The following is an 18862-nucleotide window of genomic DNA, read 5'->3' as shown; positions in this document are numbered from 1 at the left end:
ATCCCTTTGCCATAAACACAGTGGCTACATAAAAAACTATCACAATCATTACATTGATTTACCTGATATGCTTTAGCAGAATCACAATTTGGGCATCTAAAAAAAGTTATAGCCATAATTTTGATTATTACAACGTTGTTTACAAATCAATAATGACCTAAATATAGATTTAACAAGTTGTTTATTTATAATCAATAATGAGTTAAAGACTTCTCAATAATGAGGATTTTAGTGAATTGGGGCAATTCATTTTTAAATGGAACATTTTAAAAACAAAAAGACCGAAGTGTTAACTTCAGTCTTTTTGTTTTAGTAGCGGGAACTGGACTCGAACCAGTGACCTTCGGGTTATGAGCCCGACGAGCTACCTACTGCTCTATCCCGCGATTTATAATCTTAAAAATGTTGTTCTTAGCTTTTAACTTACGGTTCATAATGCCGCCACAATCATTTTAGGACTGCAAATATACAACCCTTTTTATTTTTGGCAAGTTTTTAATAAAAAAAAGTGCTCATTTTTTATTTGAACACTTTAAAGTTTAATATATAATTAAAATCAAAAAATTAATCTTCATCGTCGTCTTCAGCATCTAAAGTTGCTAAAGCACCTTTTAAATTTGCTTCATCTAAATCAAAGTCTACTATGTTTGGTAGTTTATCTTTTAAAGCCGCATAATTCCCTTTAAAACCATTATTACTTAACAGCAAAGTCTTAAGATTAGATAATTGTGCTAACTCACCTGGTAAGTTTCCGTAAAACGCATTATTAGATAATACTAACTCTTCTAACGAAGCCATATCACCTATAGAAGATGGAATATTACCTAACAAGCTATTGTCAAATAAACTTAATACTTTTAAAGATTTAAGATTTGTAATACTGTTGGGTAGTTTACCCATTAATTGGTTGCTACTTAATATTAAAACTTCTAAATTTTTAAGCTCACCTATTGAGTTTGGTATATTCCCAAAAAAATTATTGTTGTAAAGCTCTAACGTTTTTAGATTTGTTAAACTTCCAATGTCTGAAGGAATAGACCCACTAAAATTATTAGAAAATAATTGTAATGTTTCTAAATTGGTCATTTTTGTAAGTGTCTTTGGCAACTCACCTTCTAACTTATTGAATGACAAATTCAATGTTCTTAGAGCTGTTAATTCTGAAATTTCACTAGGCAATTGACCTGTAAGATTATTAAAGCTTAAGTTAATTTCAACAACTTTATCATTTTCAATCGTTAAGCCATACCAACTAGAAACGGGTTGTTCTAAATCCCAAGATGTTTTCCAAGTTGTTCCACCATTTGCTTCGTAAATTGCTATAAGAGCATCTTTTTCCTTTTGAGATACGTTGGCAAACGTCAAGGCAGAAATTAAACAAAATAATAGGGTTAATTTTAAAGTTTTCATAATAGCTAGATTTGTGGAGGGGCACATAATAGTTATCGAAGATAGACGCTAACACCATAAAAAGCAAATTTTTTCGACGAACTGCACGACTAAAAAACACAACAAGCTGACAAACAACCACTTAATACCTAAGTCTTTTTATGTATTTTCATCAAAAAAACATTACTTTTTTTGGTGTTTTATCTTAAAGAAAAATTGAATATGGAAATGTTATTTAATAAATACTAAGGTTTTTATGGCTAATGAAATCTTCTATAAAATCTTAATATTTATAACTAAAAAGTAGTTCTAATTTAACTGAGCGAATCTATTTGTTCCTGTAAAAGCCCCCAATCTTCCATTAATTGTTCTAAATTATGTTTTTTGGATTGGTAGGTGTCAAAAAAACTAGGATCAGCAACAGTTTCGTCGTAGTTTGTTGCTAAGGCAACATCATCATTTTTAATGTCCTTTTCAAGCTGATTGATTTTAGATTCTATGTTGCTTAACTTGTTGTTTAAAGACTTTAATTTTTTCTGCTCCTCGTAACTTTTTTTATTATTCTCTTTTGGCTGTTCTTTAACGATTGTTCTTTTTTCAGCCTCTCTTAAATTTTCGAGATTTCTTTGTTCTAAATAAAAATCTATACCGCCTAAATATTCCTTAATACTTCGATCTTTAAACTCATAAGTAGTATTTACCAAGCCTTGAAGAAAATCCCTATCGTGAGATACTAGTAACAGAGTGCCTTCAAACTTTTTTAATGCTTCTTTTAAGACGTTTTTAGATTTAATATCGAGATGATTGGTAGGCTCATCCATAATTAAAACATTAAGTGGTTGCAGTAACAATTTGGCTAATGCTAAACGATTGCGCTCACCTCCAGATAAGACTTTTACATACTTTTCTACTTCTTCACCTCTAAATAAAAAAGAGCCTAAAATATCGCGTACTTTGCTTCTATTACTTTCATTTGCAGCATCTATCATGGTGTCTAAAACAGTTTTATTTCCGTCTAAATACTCTGCTTGATTTTGAGCAAAGTAACCAATCTGTACATTATGACCTAGTTTCATGTTGCCTTCATGAGCTATTTCTCCAACAATAATTTTTGCTAAAGTTGATTTTCCTTGCCCATTTTGCCCTACAAAAGCTGTTTTAGTATCTCTGGCTATGCTTAGATTTACATTTTTAAGCACTTCTAAATCGCCATAGTTTTTAGAGACTTCTTCTATTTCTACAACAACTTTGCCTGGTGCAATAGAAACGGGAAAATTTAAAGACATTACACTATTATCGTCTTCATCTACCTCAATTCTATCCATTCGGTCTAACTTCTTAATTAAAGATTGAGCCATGGTAGCTTTTGATGCTTTTGCTCTAAATTTTTCGATTAGTTTCTCTGTCTGCTGTATTTGCTTTTCTTGATTTTTTTGAGCTGCTAATTGCTGAATTTTCATCTCTTTTCTAAGTTCTAAAAACTTAGTGTATGGCTTATTATAGTCATAAATTCTACCTAGAGATATTTCTATAGTTCTGTTGGTAACATTATCTAAAAACATTTTATCGTGAGATACAATAACTACTGCTCCGCTATAATTCTTTAAGAAATTCTCTAACCAAATAATAGATTCTATATCTAAGTGGTTTGTAGGCTCATCTAACAGCAATAAATCATTATTTTGAAGTAATAGCTTTGCCAATTCTATACGCATTCTCCAACCACCTGAAAAGGTATCTGTAAGCTTGTTAAAATCTTCTCGTTTAAAACCTAAACCTTGAAGTATTTTCTCTGTATCACCTTGATAATTATAACCACCTAAAATTTCGTATTGATGCTGAATATCATTAAGATCTACCATCAACTGATTATAAGATTCGGTTTCATAGTCTGTACGTTCTGCTAACTGAGAGTTAATAGCCTCTAGCTTGGTCTCACATTGCTTAATCTCTTTAAAAGCTTCGTAAGATTCTTCTAAAACCGTCTTACCAAAATCAAAATCAATGTCTTGTTTTAAAAAACCAACCTTTAAGTCTTTATCTGCGGCAATCTGACCTGTATCTGCCTCTTGCTCTTTAGACAAGATTCTTAACATGGTAGATTTACCTGCGCCATTTTTACCTATTAGACCTATTCTATCACCCAATCCGAGCTTAAAAGTTATATCTTCAAAAAGGTATTCTCCCTGAAACGAAATAGACAAATTATGGATATTGAGCATAGCTTTTATTTATAATACGATTGTAATAAAGTTACAATTGTTACAATGCAAAGATTATAATAATATACCTTTGTACTGCTACAAGAAACGCAAAAATAAAGGTTTTAGTTATGATTAGAAAAGGAATGAAATTATACAGTATTCTTTTTGGTGCATGTCCTAAATGTCATCAAGAATCCATGTACAGTGTAAAAAACCCATATATACTTACTGATACTCTAAAAATTAACGAAAACTGTTCTCATTGTGGTACTAAATACAGAATTGAGCCTTCATTTTTTTATGGTTCTATGTATGTAAGTTATGCTGTTGGTATTGCCTTTGCTGTAGCTGCTTTTATTATTAGCTATGTAATCATTGAATCTTCAATTACTACGGCTTTTATAAGTATTGTATTAACTTTAGTTGGCTTCTTTCCAATTATAATGCGTTTATCTAGAAACATTTGGATTAACATATTTATGAAATATGACAAATCCCTAGTTAAAAAATAAGTTTCACTTCTATCAGTAGAACTATTTAATTGAAACGATTAATATCTATTTCAGAATCTAAAGATTCATAATTCTCAACAAAGCGATATAACTTATCTGCAACATAAGGCGCTATCATTACACCTCTTGTTCCCAAACCATTTAGAACATACAAATTTTGATGCTGAGAATGTCTCCCTACTAAAGGTCTTCTATCCTTTACTGTAGGTCGAATTCCAGCAAGATGATTTACAACTTCAAAATCACACTTTATAAAGGTTTTTAATTTATTAATAAGTTCTTGTTTACCTTCTTCTGTTTGCACATTAGTTTTATCTGTCCAGTTATAGGTAGCACCAACTGCATACAAATCGTCTTTAACAGGAATTATAAATACAGACGATTTAATTCCAAAATCTATTTTTAAGTTAGAAGATTTTATAATTAAAACCTCTCCTTTGGTTCCGTTTAAAGGTAAATGATTAAAGAAAGGGTTTTTCTTAAGCCCAAAACCATCTGCAAATACAATCTGCTTTGCTTCTATTGCATTATACTGAACTTTATTAGGTGAAACAATAAGATTATCATATTCAAATTTTGAAGTCTCTAAAAACCCCTTATTCAGCAAATCTGCTTTGTAAGCGCTTATAAGAGTTTTGGTATCTAAACGACCTGCATGCAATACTTCGCCATAACCAAAAGGTGCATCTACAGCTTCATTGGTATTTTTTACTAACTGTGTAGAAAGGAAAGGTTCTAACTTAGGTTTATCGGAAGCATTAAACCAAAGGTTTTGCTCTTCAATAGAAGTAAATCGTCTTAACAATTGAAGTTTATAATCAATCTGAATATTAAGTGTTTTTTCTATCTTATTATAAAAAGGTATTGCAGCTTCTAATTGTTCTTGCGCTTTCCAAACTTCAGAAAATCGTTTTAGAATAACAGGATTATATAATGCAGCAGCTACTATAGAAGATTTTTGTGAGTTATCATCAAATACTATAAACGACTTACTATTGGCTCTTAATTGCTCACAAAAAGCTATACCAGCCAAACCACAACCAACTATGATATAATTTACTTTTTTCATTTTGTAAAAATACGAGATGCTAAGACAAGCTCAGCAAGACTTTTAAAATAATATTACATAAAAAAACGCCTGCAAATTACAGGCGTTTTAAGTATTATATATTTAGAGTTATTAGTAACTCCACATATCCTGTTCAAAGTCTCTAATCTTATCTTTGATACGTTCAGATTCTAAAAGTTGCATTAATGCGTTTTCTGCAATATACTCTTTAACTTCTCTGTCTCCATATACATTCTCTTCTTTATAAATAACTCCGTGAAAACGACGGCTATTTAATAAGTGATCGAATGAAATAGGTGAAGCACTATTTTTATTATTAAAAGCTTTAGCTTCATGTAAAATGTCTCTTACTTCAGGGAAAAATATCCAAAACATAGGGATTGGCTCACTGTTTTCAGAGTTTTCATCATCAATAAAGTTAACATCTGGTGCTGCTGGTGCAATACCTATGATACGATACTTTAACTCACCTTGACGCTTATCAAAATACCATAAACCTTTAATTAAATACGAGTTAATATCAGCAGGACCTATATCTCTCTTAATTACATATTCTTCTGGTAATTCATCTTCACCAACACCATTTTCGTTCATGTAATCAATACCTGCATCAGTAATTCTAGTCATAGATAGAGATGCTTCTAAATCTTTTAGTGTACGCTCTTCTGTAAAATAAGAATCAGCATAAACTTTAGAAATCATACCACTATCTAAATTTTCTTTAATCACTCTATATAAAGACTTACGGTCATCTCCAATATTATCTTCTACAGGAAAATATAAAGGAAAATTAACACGCTCATCTAATACAACTTTCTCCCAAGTCATTTTAGAAAATAAGATGTCTCTGTCTCCAACATAACCATATTCTAATGGTTTGTCGTTGTCTAAAAGTAACTCAGCTTCAGTTTTCATACCAATCTCTTCTGGTATCTTAGCGTTTAGAATATTAGATTGTGCTAACACTGTTTGGCTAGCTAAACCTATTAATCCTACATATATAAAACTTTTTAATTTCATCTTATTAAATAATTTGGGTTGTTAATCTTTTATACAATAGATTAGTTAGTTACCTCTACGATAACAGGTGATACATTTTTAAGTCTGTACTTGTTGTTACCTTGAATTTTTGCTTTAATTTCAAAAATTGTGATTTGATCTCCACGTCTTGCTCTCCTAATTGCTGCTTTAGCTTGAGCATTCATTTTTGTACCAGCAACATTAATAGTTGGCTGTCCAGGTACTTTAACTTTAAACGACGTTGTTTGTATTGGTAAATCAAACACAAAATCATTAAGCTCTGCTCCTACTGTTCCTACTTCTACATTACGCTTTGGTAATTTCACAACACCTGATTGCTTAGAAATTGTCCCTGTTGGTGCAGGAATATCCTTAATTCTAAATGTTTTACTGTCTCTTGCTGTAGATCCATCATCTAAAGTTGCAGTTACGTTAATAGTAACTTCTTTACCAGATCCTGGATTCATAACATATTGACCACCACCTTTTGGCGACAAGCCATTACCAGATGCTTTAACTTTATCGTCAGTTACACCTGCAAAAGAAATAGTCATTGGGTTAGCAACACCACGATATACTACATTCATTTTGTCAGCAGATATTGTAGCAGTTTTTGGTCTTGGTACAACAACATAGTTACCCTTAAAATCAATAGGTAATTGCTCACCTTTTTCTAAAAATGTAAATTGACCATCTATTTCGTGCTCACCTACATTTCCTACAGTAAACTCAATACGAGCTGCACCAGTAGAATCTATAGCACCTTCTCTATCTAAATCTAACTCATCACTACCTACAACTAATTTTGTTGGTGTTACGTTAGCATATTTTCCTAAAACTACACGACCAGTAAATTTCTCACCAGCAAAGAATGCATTCTTGTCTGGAATTACTATTGCCTCATAATTTTTTAAAGACGTAGCCTCATCCACAGTATTTCCTAAGAAAACATTGTAAAGGTTAGCTTCGGTAGCCTTAATATCATTTTGCATCGCTGTTAATTTAGTATATGATGCTACTGCTGGAAATCCTTTGAAGTTATAATCTAACCAAGTTTGTTTTTTTCCATCTTTGTTAGGTACATCTGCAGTACTAAAACGACGTTCTAAAGTTTCTTTAGCTGGATTGTAAGCTACATCATCACCTAAAACAGCGTTAACGTCTGATTTGAATTTGTTTATTCTATCAACAAAAGCTTGTCCGTTTTTAGTTAAACGATCTCCAGTAAACCAAAACTCGTCTAAAGCATCTCCTTTATCCATTTCTTCAGCTGGTAAGCTACCTTCTTCTGCATATGCTGCTGCGAATTTACCTTTATCTAGAATCATCTTCTTCTGACTTTCTAAATACGTAAAAAATTCGTTAGCAATAGTGCTAATCTGTTGTGCGTTGTTATAGGCAACTCCAAACTCTGAAGGTTTTTCTTCAGCTTGTGTTTTTAAACCTTTCAACAGATTGGTGTTAGAAGCTACTGCCAATTCGTTTGCGCTTTCAAACTTTTTGTTAAAAAGACTAAACGCTGACAATATCTCTTTACTTGTAGTCATTGCAATCATTGCAATAAATACCAAGTACATTAAGTTAATCATTTTCTGCCTTGCAGATAATTTTCCTCCTGCCATTGTGTAATTAGTTTTTAAATGTTAAAATAAAATTGATTATAAAAACTAATTAGTTTTTGTTCATTGCAGATAACATTCCACCATATACACCATTTAATGATGAAAGGTTAGATGCTAATGATTGCATTTGCTCTTTTAACTTAGTAGCATTTTCTACTGCTTCTTCATTAATTGCAGCTTGGCGGTTAGCGCTTTCCATCTGTACTTTGTAAAGACTATTTAAAGACTCCATTTGTGCAGCTGCTAAAGACATTTCTTCGCTGTATTTTTTCTGAGCTGCCATAGAATCTACTGTTGGGCTAATACCTTTAGCTGCACCTTCAAAGTTTTTGATGCTATCACCAAGACTTGCCATAAGCTCACCGTCTATTTTAGCCTCTTTTAATAAGTTGTCTAATTTCTTAGATAATAATCCTTCTGCATCTTTTGGCTCTTCTTTCTTAGCCTTTTTACCTAAAGATTGTCCACCTGCTAATTCAGGATACACTAAAGACCAATCTAAATCCGCTTGTTGTCTTTCAAAAGCTGAGTAAGTAAATACTAAGGCTTCTACAACCATACCAATGGTTAAGATAAGAGAACCAAAAGGCCAGTGCTGAATTTTAAATAATGCTCCAACGATTACGATTGCTGCTCCTAATCCGTAGACCATGTTAGTGATTGTGATTTTACCTTTCTGTGCCATAATTTGTTTTTAGTTTATTAGTTTAAGTTAATGGATGTAACTTAAGCAGGTTAATTGAGTTTGGTTTAATTTGTTTGTTTAATAATTTTAATTGGTTGCAGCGTTTTTAGTCACTTCAGTTCCCATATAGTCTTGAACTGTTCTAAACCCGATGTAACTTCTTGCAGAATCTGCATATTCGTAGTCTCTTGAACTTACTTGTAAGTAGTAAGCAACATCTTTCCAAGAACCACCTCTTACAACTTTACGTGTGTTGCTAGGATCGTTTACATTAGGATTGATTGTTGAAGAATATTCGTATGATCCAGGATCGTAAGAGCCGTGTACCCACTCTGAAACGTTTCCTGCCATATTATATAAGTTAAAATCGTTAGGATCATATGCATCTGCCTCTACAGTGTATAAAGCTTGATCTGCTGCATAATCCCCACGCAACGGCTTAAAGTTAGCCATAAAGCATCCTCTATCGTTTTTAGTGTAAGGTCCTCCCCAAGGATAAGAAGCGCCTTGAAGTCCACCACGAGCAGCATATTCCCATTCTGCCTCAGATGGTAATCTATATTTATTTACAGGTTGCTTACCTTTACTCTTTTGGTATCCATTATGATGAATTGTTCTCCATTGGCAAAAAGCTTGTGCTTGTTTCCAAGACACACCTACAACAGGATAGTTTCCATAAGCATCGTGCCAGAAATAATCATTGTGCATTGGCTCATTATATGAATAAGCGAAATCTCTAATCCAAGCTGTTGTATCTGGATATACTTCAACCTCTTCTTGTTGAATTACTTCAGAACGCTTAAGACTTCTATCTTTAGCCGCTTTTTCAATATCCATGTAAGTATACTGAAACTTAAATTGCTTTACATCCCAAGTACGTTGACCGTTATACGATTCTTCTAATGGTAAATACATACCATCCATTACCTCAGCGTATAATTCATCTGGGTAATCATCTGTATCGAAATACAGCTCAACATCGCGATTAATTTTTCTTTGCTCATTACCATAGGTGTTTTGCATATAGCTTTCGTAAGCGTTTAATTCTTCTGGGTTAGCATCTAAGTAAGCAAATTCACCTATATCGCCATTACCAGGAGTTTTACCTTCTAAATCTGCCATTTCAGCTAAATTTAATCTTAAGATAGAATCTCTTACCGCAAACACAAACTGTCTGTACTCGCTGTTTGTGATCTCAGTTTCATCCATATAAAACGCACGTACAGTAGCTGTTTTAGTTGGAGCGTCTTGTACACCAGCGATATCATCGTCTGATTTACCCATAATAAAAGCACCACCAGGTACTAAAGTCATGCCATAAGGCTTTTCCGGATGCCATTTTTTACCTTTAACACCTACCAGTTGTCCACGGTCTCCAGAATTACAACTGGCTACCAAAACCAATACAGCGGTTAGTAAAATAAATCTCTTAATATTCATAGTAACTCGAGGTTAAATTAGTCGTCCTTAATTTTAAGGTCGTAAACATATTTATATATTTTTTAAAAAACAACTTTTTTTAATTTTTTTTCGCACTTAATCCTTTAAAAGTGCATTTCATCGATAAGGAAAATGTTAAAATATCGACCAATTGTTAATTTTAAAAGCTATTCTTCCTATATGCCTTATACCATCTTTCAGGTATTTCACCCTGTGTAGCAAGCACATAATCGGCATGCATGCATGGTAATAACGTATGCTTTTTTAATTTATTATTAACATTTGGCAAAAAAGGAATTTCTATCCACCAACGTCCAGTTTTTAAACTTTTATAAAAAATGAGCTCATCATCTTCTACAAGCACATTAAATTTTTGATAGTGGCTTGGGTTAGCAAAATCATCATCTTTAACTCTACAATTAACCCCTTCTATAAAATACCAAATCATTTGTGCTAATAACATTGAAGAAGCATTATCATTTTTAGAGCTTTTATACTCATAGATACCAAAAGAAGACACCTTATTGCTTATACCAGCATAACGTGCTATAGCACAAATTTCTTTTCCAGAAAATCCATTTGGAGAATACTTTAGGTTATCACTTACTTCTGCTGCTCTAATAGATTTTAAATCTACAGAAACTATATGTGCATCTCGCAAAAACGGCTCTACCTTATTAATATCACCTGAAACCTCACCTAAACGATAAGCTTCAAAGTATAATTTCTCCATAAGATCTATTTCTTCTTGCGAATTAAAATAGGTTTGATATCCTATGGTTGAATAATTAAAAAGGTTATAAGGTTCTTCTACAATAATTTTACCAACATAACTATTATTCTTTATTGGAAGGTTTGCATCACCTAAATCAAAATTAGTATCTACATTAACAACATTAACCATTGGCATTAAATTATCGTAAGCACGATAATTTGCATAAGTTAAATCTTGACTTCCTCCCAATATAATTGGTATAATATTTTTTTCAACCAAAACAGTAATTGCTGTTCTTATAGCAAAATAGGTGTCGTCTACAGATTCACCTGGTGCAATATCACCAAGATCTGCTATTGTAGTATTCCAGTTTCCTGGAAATAAAGTATAAAGTGTTTTTCTAACAGAATCGAAATCAATAGTTGCTCCTATATAATTAACATCATTTCGATTTTCCAGAACTCCAATGATAGCAATTTGCACATCATCTAAATCTGGAATTCCGTTTTGTCTGGAATGAATTCTAATTTTTTTTCCTAATCCTTGTTGCGCTATTAGTTCGTTATGTGCTAAAACCGCATCTGAAACAGGCGTAAGAAAATTAAAATTCATAATGTATTACTTCTTTTTAGTCGTTGCTTTTTTCTTAGTAGTTTTTCTTGTCTTCTTTTTTGGAGCGTTTTTCTCTAAAATAGCTTTTGCTTCTTCTAAGGTCATTTCAGAAACATCAACAGTTTTTGCTAATTCAACTTTCTGCTTACCTTTTATCACATTATGCCTTCCCCATCTTGCTTTCTCTACTCTAATCCCCTCATCTTCCCAAACATGAATAAGCTTATCTTTTTCCTTTTGGATTTTTTCTTCGATCAAAGTTACAATGTCTTCTTCAGATAAATTATCCCAATCGTATTTTTTATTCACATTTATAAACATACTGTTCCATTTTATAAATGGCCCAAAACGTCCTTTTCCTTTTGTAACTTCTAAATCTTTATACATATATATAGGAGCATCTGCTTTTTCCTTCTCCTTAATATATATAATTGCTTCATCTAATTCTACTCCTAGAGGATCAACTCCCTTAGGTAATGACACAAACTTTTTACCAAATCTTACATAAGGCCCAAAACGACCATTATTAACCTCTACCTCTTCTTCTTTATAATGACCTAAAGTTTTTGGAAGCTTAAACAGATCCATAGCCTCCTCAAAAGTTATAGAGTTTAACTGCTGGTCTGGAGAAAGACTCGCAAACTTAGGTTTTTCTTCATCGTCTACAGTACCTATTTGCACCATAGGTCCAAATTTCCCTAAGCGAACACTAACTTGCCTACCTGTTTTAGGGTCTGTTCCTAAAATACGCTCACCCGATTCTCGCTCGGCATTTTCTTGCACATCTTCAACTTGCGGATGAAAACCTTTGTAGAAATCTTTCATCATTGCTTTCCAGTCTTCTTTACCTTCGGCAATATCATCAAAGCTTTCTTCTACTTTGGCTGTAAAATTATAATCGAGGATACTTTCAAAATGATTAACAAGAAAATCAGTAACTATAAAACCGACATCTGTTGGCACCAACTTGCCCTTATTAGATCCTACTTTTTCTGAGAGGGTATTATCTTTTATGACAGCATCAGCTAAAACTAATTGTTTATATTTTCTCTCCTCACCTTCATTTGTTCCTTTTTCTATGTAGTTTCTATTCTGAATAGTAGATATTGTTGGTGCATAAGTAGATGGACGACCAATACCTAATTCTTCTAATTGCTTTACTAAAGATGCTTCAGTAAATCTAGAAGGAGGTCTTGTAAAACGTTGTGTTGCCGTTATGTACTTATTATCTAATTTCTCTCCTATTGCCAAAGCTGGCAAAATACCTTCTTGCTCTGTATCTTCCTCATCCGTACCTTCTAAATAAACTTTTAAGAATCCATCAAAAGTTATAATTTCCCCATTAGCTGTAAATTGTTCATTAACCTTATTAGATGCGTTTACCTTAATTTTAAGATTAGTTCGCTCTAACTTAGCATCACTCATTTGCGAAGCAATTGCACGTTTCCAAATCAAATCATACAATCTCGCTTGGTCTCGTTCTACATTTACGGTATGGTTTGCGAAATTTGTTGGTCTAATTGCCTCATGTGCTTCTTGAGCTCCTTTTGATTTTCCTTTGTAATTTCTTGGGTTACTATATTCTGAACCGTATGCTGAAATAATTTCTTGCTCAGCTCCTTGCCTAGCTTCATCAGATAAATTAACACTATCAGTTCTCATATATGTTATAAGACCTGCTTCATACAAGCGTTGAGCATTACTCATAGTTCTACTTACTGAAAAACCTAACTTCCTAGATGCTTCTTGCTGTAATGTAGAAGTTGTAAATGGCGCAGCTGGCGACTTCTTTGCTGGTTTCTTTTGTAAATCTGAAACTTGATAAGTTGCACCTATGTTATTGTTTAAAAAATTAAGAGCTTCTTCTTCTGAACTAAAATTCTTTGGAAGTTTAGCTTTGAATGATTTACCATCTTCTGATGTAAACTCTGCATCTATTCTATATGAAGCTACAGCTGAAAAACCTTGAATATCGCGCTCTCGTTCCACAATTAATCTTACAGAAACAGATTGTACACGTCCTGCAGACAAACCACCTTTTACCTTTCTCCATAATACAGGTGATAACTCATAACCAACAATACGGTCTAAAACACGTCTTGCCTGTTGCGCATCAACTAAATTATAATCTATACCGCGTGGATTTTCTATAGCTTTACTTATTGCCTTCTTAGTAATTTCATGAAAAACAATACGCTTAGTCTTTTCTTTATCTAAACCTAAAGCTTCTGCCAAATGCCAAGCAATAGCCTCCCCTTCTCGATCCTCATCACTTGCTAACCAAACCATTTCGGCTTTTTTTGCTAAATCCTTTAGTTTTTTTACAACATCTTTCTTGTCTTTAGAGACACTATATTTTGGATCAAAATCCCCTTCTACATCAACACCTAATTCTTTTGAAGGCAAATCTGAAATATGTCCAAAACTAGATTCAACTTTGTAATCCTTTCCTAAAAATTTTTCAATGGTTTTTGCCTTTGCAGGTGACTCAACTATAACTAGATTCTTCGGCATTCTTTATTTTTTTGAGGTTACAAATGTATATGAAATTTAATTTACAATCCTAATTTGATATTAATTTGTATATAATTCACAACAGACAAAACCTTTATTAAAAACAAAAAAGTCTTGCTTAACACAAGACTTAAAAATAATTTATTATCACTAATAATCTAAAAATTACATGACACTTAATAATGACATTATAATTTTTAAAATCTTAATGGTTACTGTTTTTTAATAATTAAATAAAAAACCAAATGGTTGCGTCAAAACTTAATATCTTGAATTTGTAATTCTCCATCTCCATCCTCAAACCCAACAACATCTTTATAAATAAGATATGTAGGCAACATAATAAACGATTGGGTAATATAAACACCCACTACACACATAAAAAAACCTACTATTGTTGCTAAAAAACCAGTAATTAAAAGAAGCCCAAAAGAAAGCAACCATTTTTTATTACCTATAGCAAAGCTTAAGTTAACAATTTCAGAAACTGATTTTTCAGGATTAAACGCATAAACAATATACATATAATATAGAGGTATCATGACGTAAAAAATAGGCAAGACACACAACAATGAGGCTACAACAGCAATACCAACAGAAACAAGACTAAGCTTTACAGTCTTACCTAAATAACCTTTTTTTAAAAAATAAAAATAATCCTCACGTCCCATTTCATTAAAGTCTTTCATTTTACAAATTCTGTAAAATGCCGCTCTAAGACCAAAAGAAATTGTGCTCATAACCACCAACAAAAACAAATACATTGGTATCACAAGTAACAAAAACGATAGACTTACTTCTGGCTCATTATAAGAATCATAATAACCGTAAGAATCAAACCCTGACGAAAACACATCAAATAAACCAAGAAAAAACATAGGAATATAAACCACCATTACAACAGGTATTGCTAACACCATATTTAACAACACAGTAACTAAACCTTGCACCCAAGTTTTTTTAAACAACTCAATAGAATTATTAAACACATTGCCAAAATCTAAATCTTTGGCATTTAGGATACGATTCTTAATGTCTGAAACATTCATAAGCTATTGAATTGATTAGTAACCCAAAAGTAATTCTTTTTTAAGCAATTTATCAAACCAAATAACAACTGCCACTTTGTCACAATCAATAAAATAATACTATCTTTGCATGCTTATTGAAGCCCAAATAATTACCAATCATAATGGTTTATACGGTATTTATAAGCAATAAAAGTTAGCTTTAAAAGACTTTAAACCTAAATCATCAAGTAAGTAACAAAAAGTTATTCCGTTTTTACGGAACATAAGGAATGGAAAAGATAATAGACGAAAACAAACAGGGAGAATCCTTAATTTTAAATCAGAAAGAAGGCAATAAAAAAAAGCTTTTTATTGAAAGTTATGGCTGCCAAATGAATTTTAGTGACAGTGAAATTGTAGCCTCTATATTATCTAACGAAGGCTACAACACTACTCAAAACCTTGAAGATGCAGATTTAGTTTTGGTAAACACATGTTCTATTAGAGATAAAGCAGAACAAACTGTTAGAAAACGTTTAAAATATTACGACAAAATCAAGAATAAAAATCCTAGGATGAAAGTAGGTGTTCTTGGCTGTATGGCAGAGCGTCTAAAAACCAAATTTTTAGATGAAGAAAAAATTGTTGATTTAGTTGTTGGCCCAGATGCCTATAAGGATTTACCTAATCTATTAAATGAAGTAGAAGATGGTAGAGATGCCATTAATGTTATTCTTTCTAAAGAAGAAACTTATGGAGACATTTCGCCAGTAAGATTAAACAGTAATGGAGTTAGTGCTTTTGTATCTATTACTCGTGGCTGTGACAATATGTGTACGTTTTGCGTAGTCCCTTTTACAAGAGGTAGAGAACGTAGTAGAGAACCACAAAGCATTATTGAAGAGGTAAACGATTTATGGACAAAAGGCTATAAAGAAGTAACGCTCTTAGGACAAAATGTAGACAGTTATCTATGGTATGGAGGTGGATTAAAAAAAGATTTTAAAAAAGCTTCTGATTTACAAAAAGCAACTGCAGTAAATTTTGCAAAACTTTTAGAACTCTGCGCTAAAGCACAACCAAAAATGCGTTTTCGCTTCTCTACATCTAATCCACAAGACATGACCTTAGATGTTATTGAAACTATGGCTGCTTACGAAAACATTTGTAATTACATTCACTTACCTGTACAAAGCGGAAGTGATCGTATTTTAAAAGAAATGAATCGTTTACATACTCGTCAAGAATATTTTGAACTTATTGACAACATTCGTCGTATTATTCCAGATGTAGCTATTAGTCAAGATATGATTTCAGGGTTTCCAACAGAGACAGAAGAAGACCATCAAGACACATTGAGTCTTATGGATTACGTAAAATATGATTACGGATTTATGTTTGCTTATTCTGAACGCCCAGGAACACTTGCAGGTAAAAAAATGGAAGATGATGTTCCGGCAGACGTAAAACAAAGACGATTAAACGAAATACAAGCCTTGCAACGCAGGCATAGTTTATATAGAACACAACAGCATGTTGGTAAAATTGAAGAAATTTTAATTGAAAAACCTTCAAAAAAATCTGACCAACATTGGGCAGGAAGAAACAGCCACAATATGGTTGCCGTTTTCCCTAAAGAACACTACAAACCTGGTGATTTTGTGAATGTTAAAATCTTAGACTGCACTAGTGCGACACTTATTGGAGAAGCTATTGGCTATTCTAAAAACAATGAATAAAATAATTTTATCTATGAAAAAAATTCTATTAATCTTTTGCGCTTTTACCCTAGTAACTGCTTGCGAAAACGAACCATTAGATCCAGATTTTACTGGTGGTAACAACAATGGAGGTGGTAACGGTAGTGAAAGTGGAGATTTAACTCTTGCTACCTATCAACTAGACACAGATGTTAATTTAAGTCTTTTTGGTTTACCAATTCAAACTAGTACAAATAGTACTTTTAATATTACAAACAACCTTATTACTTCTGGCACAAACGCAATTTCAGTAAGCGGTTCGCCTTTTGTTCCTGAGGAATTAGCTATTACCCATAATGATTCTGACCAAGTTGTAAGTATTATTTCTACGGGATCAGGAAATATTACCACTAACGAAACAATAGTCACTTACACAAACGGTAACATTTCACAAATCTCTTATGACTATTATGAAGGAGATGCAGATGACTATATTTACAATTTCACCTACGAGAACAATGTTATAACAAGAACTCAAGTAGGCTCTAGTATTACAACTGAATTTACCTTAGATGGTTTTGATCGAGTTATAAAAAAAGAATCTTTCGATGATGGTGTCTCAATACAAATTGAAACCGTAACCTACAATGGCTTAGGCAACATTAACAATAGTATTGCTACTGGTGAACTTGAAAGAAATTCGTCTTTTGGTTTTGACAGTAACACAAACCCTCTACAGATTGTATATAATAGTGAATATTTATTAAGCTTCTTAAACGATGAATATTCAGATGAAATAGGTCCTAATATTGCTCAATTTCATTCTACCAACAACTGGAATTCTTATATTATAAATGGAGAATCATTTGATTTTGATTTAGAATACAATTCTTCTGGTAGAATTAACACAAGAGAAATCTCTTTTTCTGCTTCAGATTCTCAAAATGGTGTTTCAGGGTCAGTAAGTGTTGCCATATCTGAAGTTTTCAACTACGTTAACTAAAAACTTATGGAATCCATACAAGCCATAAAACAACGTTTTGGTATTATAGGAAATGATCCTAAACTCAATCGTGCCATAGAGAAAGCCATTCAGGTTGCGGCAACAGACATTTCTGTTTTAGTTACAGGAGAAAGTGGTGTTGGTAAAGAGAGTATTCCAAAAATCATACACCAATTATCGCATAGAAAACACGGTAAATATATCGCTGTTAACTGTGGAGCTATACCAGAAGGCACAATAGATAGTGAATTATTTGGACACGAAAAAGGTGCCTTTACAGGTGCTACCTCAACACGATCTGGTTATTTTGAAGTTGCAGACGGAGGAACCATATTTTTAGACGAAGTTGGAGAACTGCCTCTAACTACTCAAGTACGTTTACTTCGTGTTTTAGAAAACGGCGAGTTTATAAAAGTAGGTTCTAGTAAAGTTCAAAAAACAAATGTTAGAATAGTTGCAGCAACAAACGTTAATATGTTTGAAGCTATTAAAAAAGAAAAATTTAGAGAAGATCTTTACTACCGCTTAAGCACCATAGAAATTAATCTACCGGCTTTACGAGAACGCAAAGATGACATTCATTTATTGTTTAGAAAATTTGCCAGTGATTTTGCTCTAAAATATAAGATGCCTACGGTAAAACTTACAGAAGATGCTGTAGCGCTACTTTTAAAATATCGCTGGAACGGTAATATTCGTCAATTAAGAAATGTAGCAGAACAGGTTTCTGTTTTAGAGCATAATCGTACAATTAGTGCTATTACCCTTCAAAATTATTTACCAAACACTGGCAGCAACTTACCAGCTGTAGTCAATACATCTAAATCTGAAAGTGATTTTAGTAGCGAAAGAGAAATTCTCTATAAGGTTTTATTCGATATGAAGAGCGATCTCAATGACCTTAAAAAGCTTACCATGGAGTTAATGAAATCTGGTAGCACCTCTGATGTTAAAAAAGAGAACGAGCACCTTATACAAAAGATTTATGGTGATGACGATAATGATAATTTTGAAACCACATCTGAGGTAGAAAATCTAGAAGTATTATCCATTCCTCAACATACAGAAACTAACGAAACTGTAACTCTAGAAATTGAAGATAAATATCATTTTGCAGAAGAAATTGAAGAAGAAGAAACCCTATCTTTACATGATAAAGAGCTAGAGCTTATTAAAAAATCCCTAGAACGTCATAATGGTAAACGAAAGCTAGCGGCAGCCGAACTAGGTATAAGTGAGCGCACATTGTACAGAAAAATTAAGCAATACGATCTTTAAGAATAATTTATGAAGGCAGTAGAAATATTTATGATAAGAAAGTCGTTTAGACCAAATAGTTCTGAAGCTATTAGAAAAGAAGCTGAAGA

General features: G+C 32.6%; 14 protein-coding genes and 1 tRNA gene. 4 read left to right on the top strand and 11 right to left on the bottom strand.

Features of this window, described 5'->3' with window-relative positions; translation table 11 throughout:
• Positions 1-313: 313 nt before the first annotated feature.
• From N4A42_RS03355 to N4A42_RS03345, 3 genes are all read right to left on the bottom strand, one after another.
• A tRNA-Met gene (locus tag N4A42_RS03355) sits at positions 314-386 on the bottom strand.
• A 178-nt stretch (positions 387-564) separates the two neighbouring features.
• The gene (locus N4A42_RS03350) at positions 565-1410 is read right to left on the bottom strand and encodes a leucine-rich repeat domain-containing protein (protein WP_294069856.1); all 846 of its coding nucleotides are present in this window, start codon (positions 1408-1410) and stop codon (positions 565-567) included.
• Positions 1411-1703: 293 nt separating this feature from the next.
• Complete coding sequence (locus N4A42_RS03345) at positions 1704-3611, bottom strand: ABC-F family ATP-binding cassette domain-containing protein (protein WP_294069854.1); 1908 nt, start codon at positions 3609-3611, stop codon at positions 1704-1706.
• A 110-nt stretch (positions 3612-3721) separates the two neighbouring features.
• Here N4A42_RS03345 and N4A42_RS03340 point away from each other — a divergent pair, with 110 nt between their 5' ends.
• On the top strand, positions 3722-4105 hold the full coding sequence (locus tag N4A42_RS03340) for a DUF983 domain-containing protein (protein WP_294069851.1): 384 nt from the start codon (positions 3722-3724) through the stop codon (positions 4103-4105).
• A gap of 25 nt (positions 4106-4130) precedes the next feature.
• Here the strand turns inward: N4A42_RS03340 and N4A42_RS03335 are convergent, their stop codons facing one another.
• From N4A42_RS03335 to N4A42_RS03300, 8 genes are all read right to left on the bottom strand, one after another.
• Positions 4131-5174 (bottom strand): FAD-binding oxidoreductase, encoded by a 1044-nt coding sequence (locus tag N4A42_RS03335; RefSeq protein WP_294069849.1) that lies wholly within the window; start codon positions 5172-5174, stop codon positions 4131-4133.
• A gap of 111 nt (positions 5175-5285) precedes the next feature.
• Entirely contained in the window at positions 5286-6194 is a 909-nt protein-coding gene (gene gldN, locus N4A42_RS03330) for a gliding motility protein GldN (RefSeq protein WP_294069846.1), read from the bottom strand.
• Positions 6195-6235: 41 nt separating this feature from the next.
• Positions 6236-7816: a gliding motility protein GldM gene (gene gldM, locus N4A42_RS03325; protein WP_294069843.1), complete on the bottom strand. Its 1581-nt coding sequence runs from the start codon at positions 7814-7816 to the stop codon at positions 6236-6238.
• Between the two features lie 49 nt (positions 7817-7865).
• Positions 7866-8501, bottom strand: a complete 636-nt coding sequence (gene gldL, locus N4A42_RS03320) for a gliding motility protein GldL (protein WP_294069841.1) — start codon at positions 8499-8501, stop codon at positions 7866-7868.
• An 87-nt stretch (positions 8502-8588) separates the two neighbouring features.
• Positions 8589-9941, bottom strand: a complete 1353-nt coding sequence (gene gldK / locus N4A42_RS03315; RefSeq protein WP_294069838.1) for a gliding motility lipoprotein GldK — start codon at positions 9939-9941, stop codon at positions 8589-8591.
• Positions 9942-10101: 160 nt separating this feature from the next.
• Positions 10102-11268 (bottom strand): formimidoylglutamase, encoded by a 1167-nt coding sequence (locus N4A42_RS03310; RefSeq protein WP_294069835.1) that lies wholly within the window; start codon positions 11266-11268, stop codon positions 10102-10104.
• Positions 11269-11274: 6 nt separating this feature from the next.
• Positions 11275-13782 (bottom strand): type I DNA topoisomerase, encoded by a 2508-nt coding sequence (topA, locus tag N4A42_RS03305; protein ID WP_294069833.1) that lies wholly within the window; start codon positions 13780-13782, stop codon positions 11275-11277.
• A 254-nt stretch (positions 13783-14036) separates the two neighbouring features.
• On the bottom strand, positions 14037-14831 hold the full coding sequence (locus tag N4A42_RS03300) for a hypothetical protein (protein WP_294069830.1): 795 nt from the start codon (positions 14829-14831) through the stop codon (positions 14037-14039).
• Between the two features lie 251 nt (positions 14832-15082).
• On the opposite strand from N4A42_RS03300, the gene miaB reads away from it, so the two are divergent.
• From miaB to N4A42_RS03285, 3 genes are read left to right on the top strand one after another with little or no spacing between them, the layout of a single operon-like run.
• Positions 15083-16531, top strand: a complete 1449-nt coding sequence (gene miaB / locus N4A42_RS03295) for a tRNA (N6-isopentenyl adenosine(37)-C2)-methylthiotransferase MiaB (protein WP_294069828.1) — start codon at positions 15083-15085, stop codon at positions 16529-16531.
• A gap of 13 nt (positions 16532-16544) precedes the next feature.
• A complete protein-coding gene (locus tag N4A42_RS03290) occupies positions 16545-17495 on the top strand; it encodes a hypothetical protein (protein ID WP_294069826.1) in 951 nt (316 codons plus the stop codon).
• 6 nt (positions 17496-17501) lie between these two features.
• A complete protein-coding gene (locus N4A42_RS03285; RefSeq protein ID WP_294069824.1) occupies positions 17502-18773 on the top strand; it encodes a sigma-54-dependent Fis family transcriptional regulator in 1272 nt (423 codons plus the stop codon).
• Positions 18774-18862: the final 89 nt, after the last annotated feature.

Source organism: Winogradskyella sp. (assembly GCF_025210595.1).
Lineage (GTDB): Bacteria > Bacteroidota > Bacteroidia > Flavobacteriales > Flavobacteriaceae > Winogradskyella.
The sequence above is the reverse complement of the archived record's forward strand: the minus strand, read 5'-3'. Positions and strand labels throughout refer to the sequence as shown.

Excerpts from the sequence above, each read along its gene's own strand:
- N4A42_RS03350 (WP_294069856.1), bottom strand. The coding sequence starts at position 1,410 with ATGAAAACTTTAAAATTAACCCTATTATTTTGTTTAATTTCTGCCTTG.
- N4A42_RS03345 (WP_294069854.1), bottom strand. The coding sequence starts at position 3,611 with ATGCTCAATATCCATAATTTGTCTATTTCGTTTCAGGGAGAATACCTT.
- N4A42_RS03340 (WP_294069851.1), top strand. The coding sequence starts at position 3,722 with ATGATTAGAAAAGGAATGAAATTATACAGTATTCTTTTTGGTGCATGT.
- N4A42_RS03335 (WP_294069849.1), bottom strand. The coding sequence starts at position 5,174 with ATGAAAAAAGTAAATTATATCATAGTTGGTTGTGGTTTGGCTGGTATA.
- gldN (WP_294069846.1), bottom strand. The coding sequence starts at position 6,194 with ATGAAATTAAAAAGTTTTATATATGTAGGATTAATAGGTTTAGCTAGC.
- gldM (WP_294069843.1), bottom strand. The coding sequence starts at position 7,816 with ATGGCAGGAGGAAAATTATCTGCAAGGCAGAAAATGATTAACTTAATG.
- gldL (WP_294069841.1), bottom strand. The coding sequence starts at position 8,501 with ATGGCACAGAAAGGTAAAATCACAATCACTAACATGGTCTACGGATTA.
- gldK (WP_294069838.1), bottom strand. The coding sequence starts at position 9,941 with ATGAATATTAAGAGATTTATTTTACTAACCGCTGTATTGGTTTTGGTA.
- N4A42_RS03310 (WP_294069835.1), bottom strand. The coding sequence starts at position 11,268 with ATGAATTTTAATTTTCTTACGCCTGTTTCAGATGCGGTTTTAGCACAT.
- topA (WP_294069833.1), bottom strand. The coding sequence starts at position 13,782 with ATGCCGAAGAATCTAGTTATAGTTGAGTCACCTGCAAAGGCAAAAACC.
- N4A42_RS03300 (WP_294069830.1), bottom strand. The coding sequence starts at position 14,831 with ATGAATGTTTCAGACATTAAGAATCGTATCCTAAATGCCAAAGATTTA.
- miaB (WP_294069828.1), top strand. The coding sequence starts at position 15,083 with ATGGAAAAGATAATAGACGAAAACAAACAGGGAGAATCCTTAATTTTA.
- N4A42_RS03290 (WP_294069826.1), top strand. The coding sequence starts at position 16,545 with ATGAAAAAAATTCTATTAATCTTTTGCGCTTTTACCCTAGTAACTGCT.
- N4A42_RS03285 (WP_294069824.1), top strand. The coding sequence starts at position 17,502 with ATGGAATCCATACAAGCCATAAAACAACGTTTTGGTATTATAGGAAAT.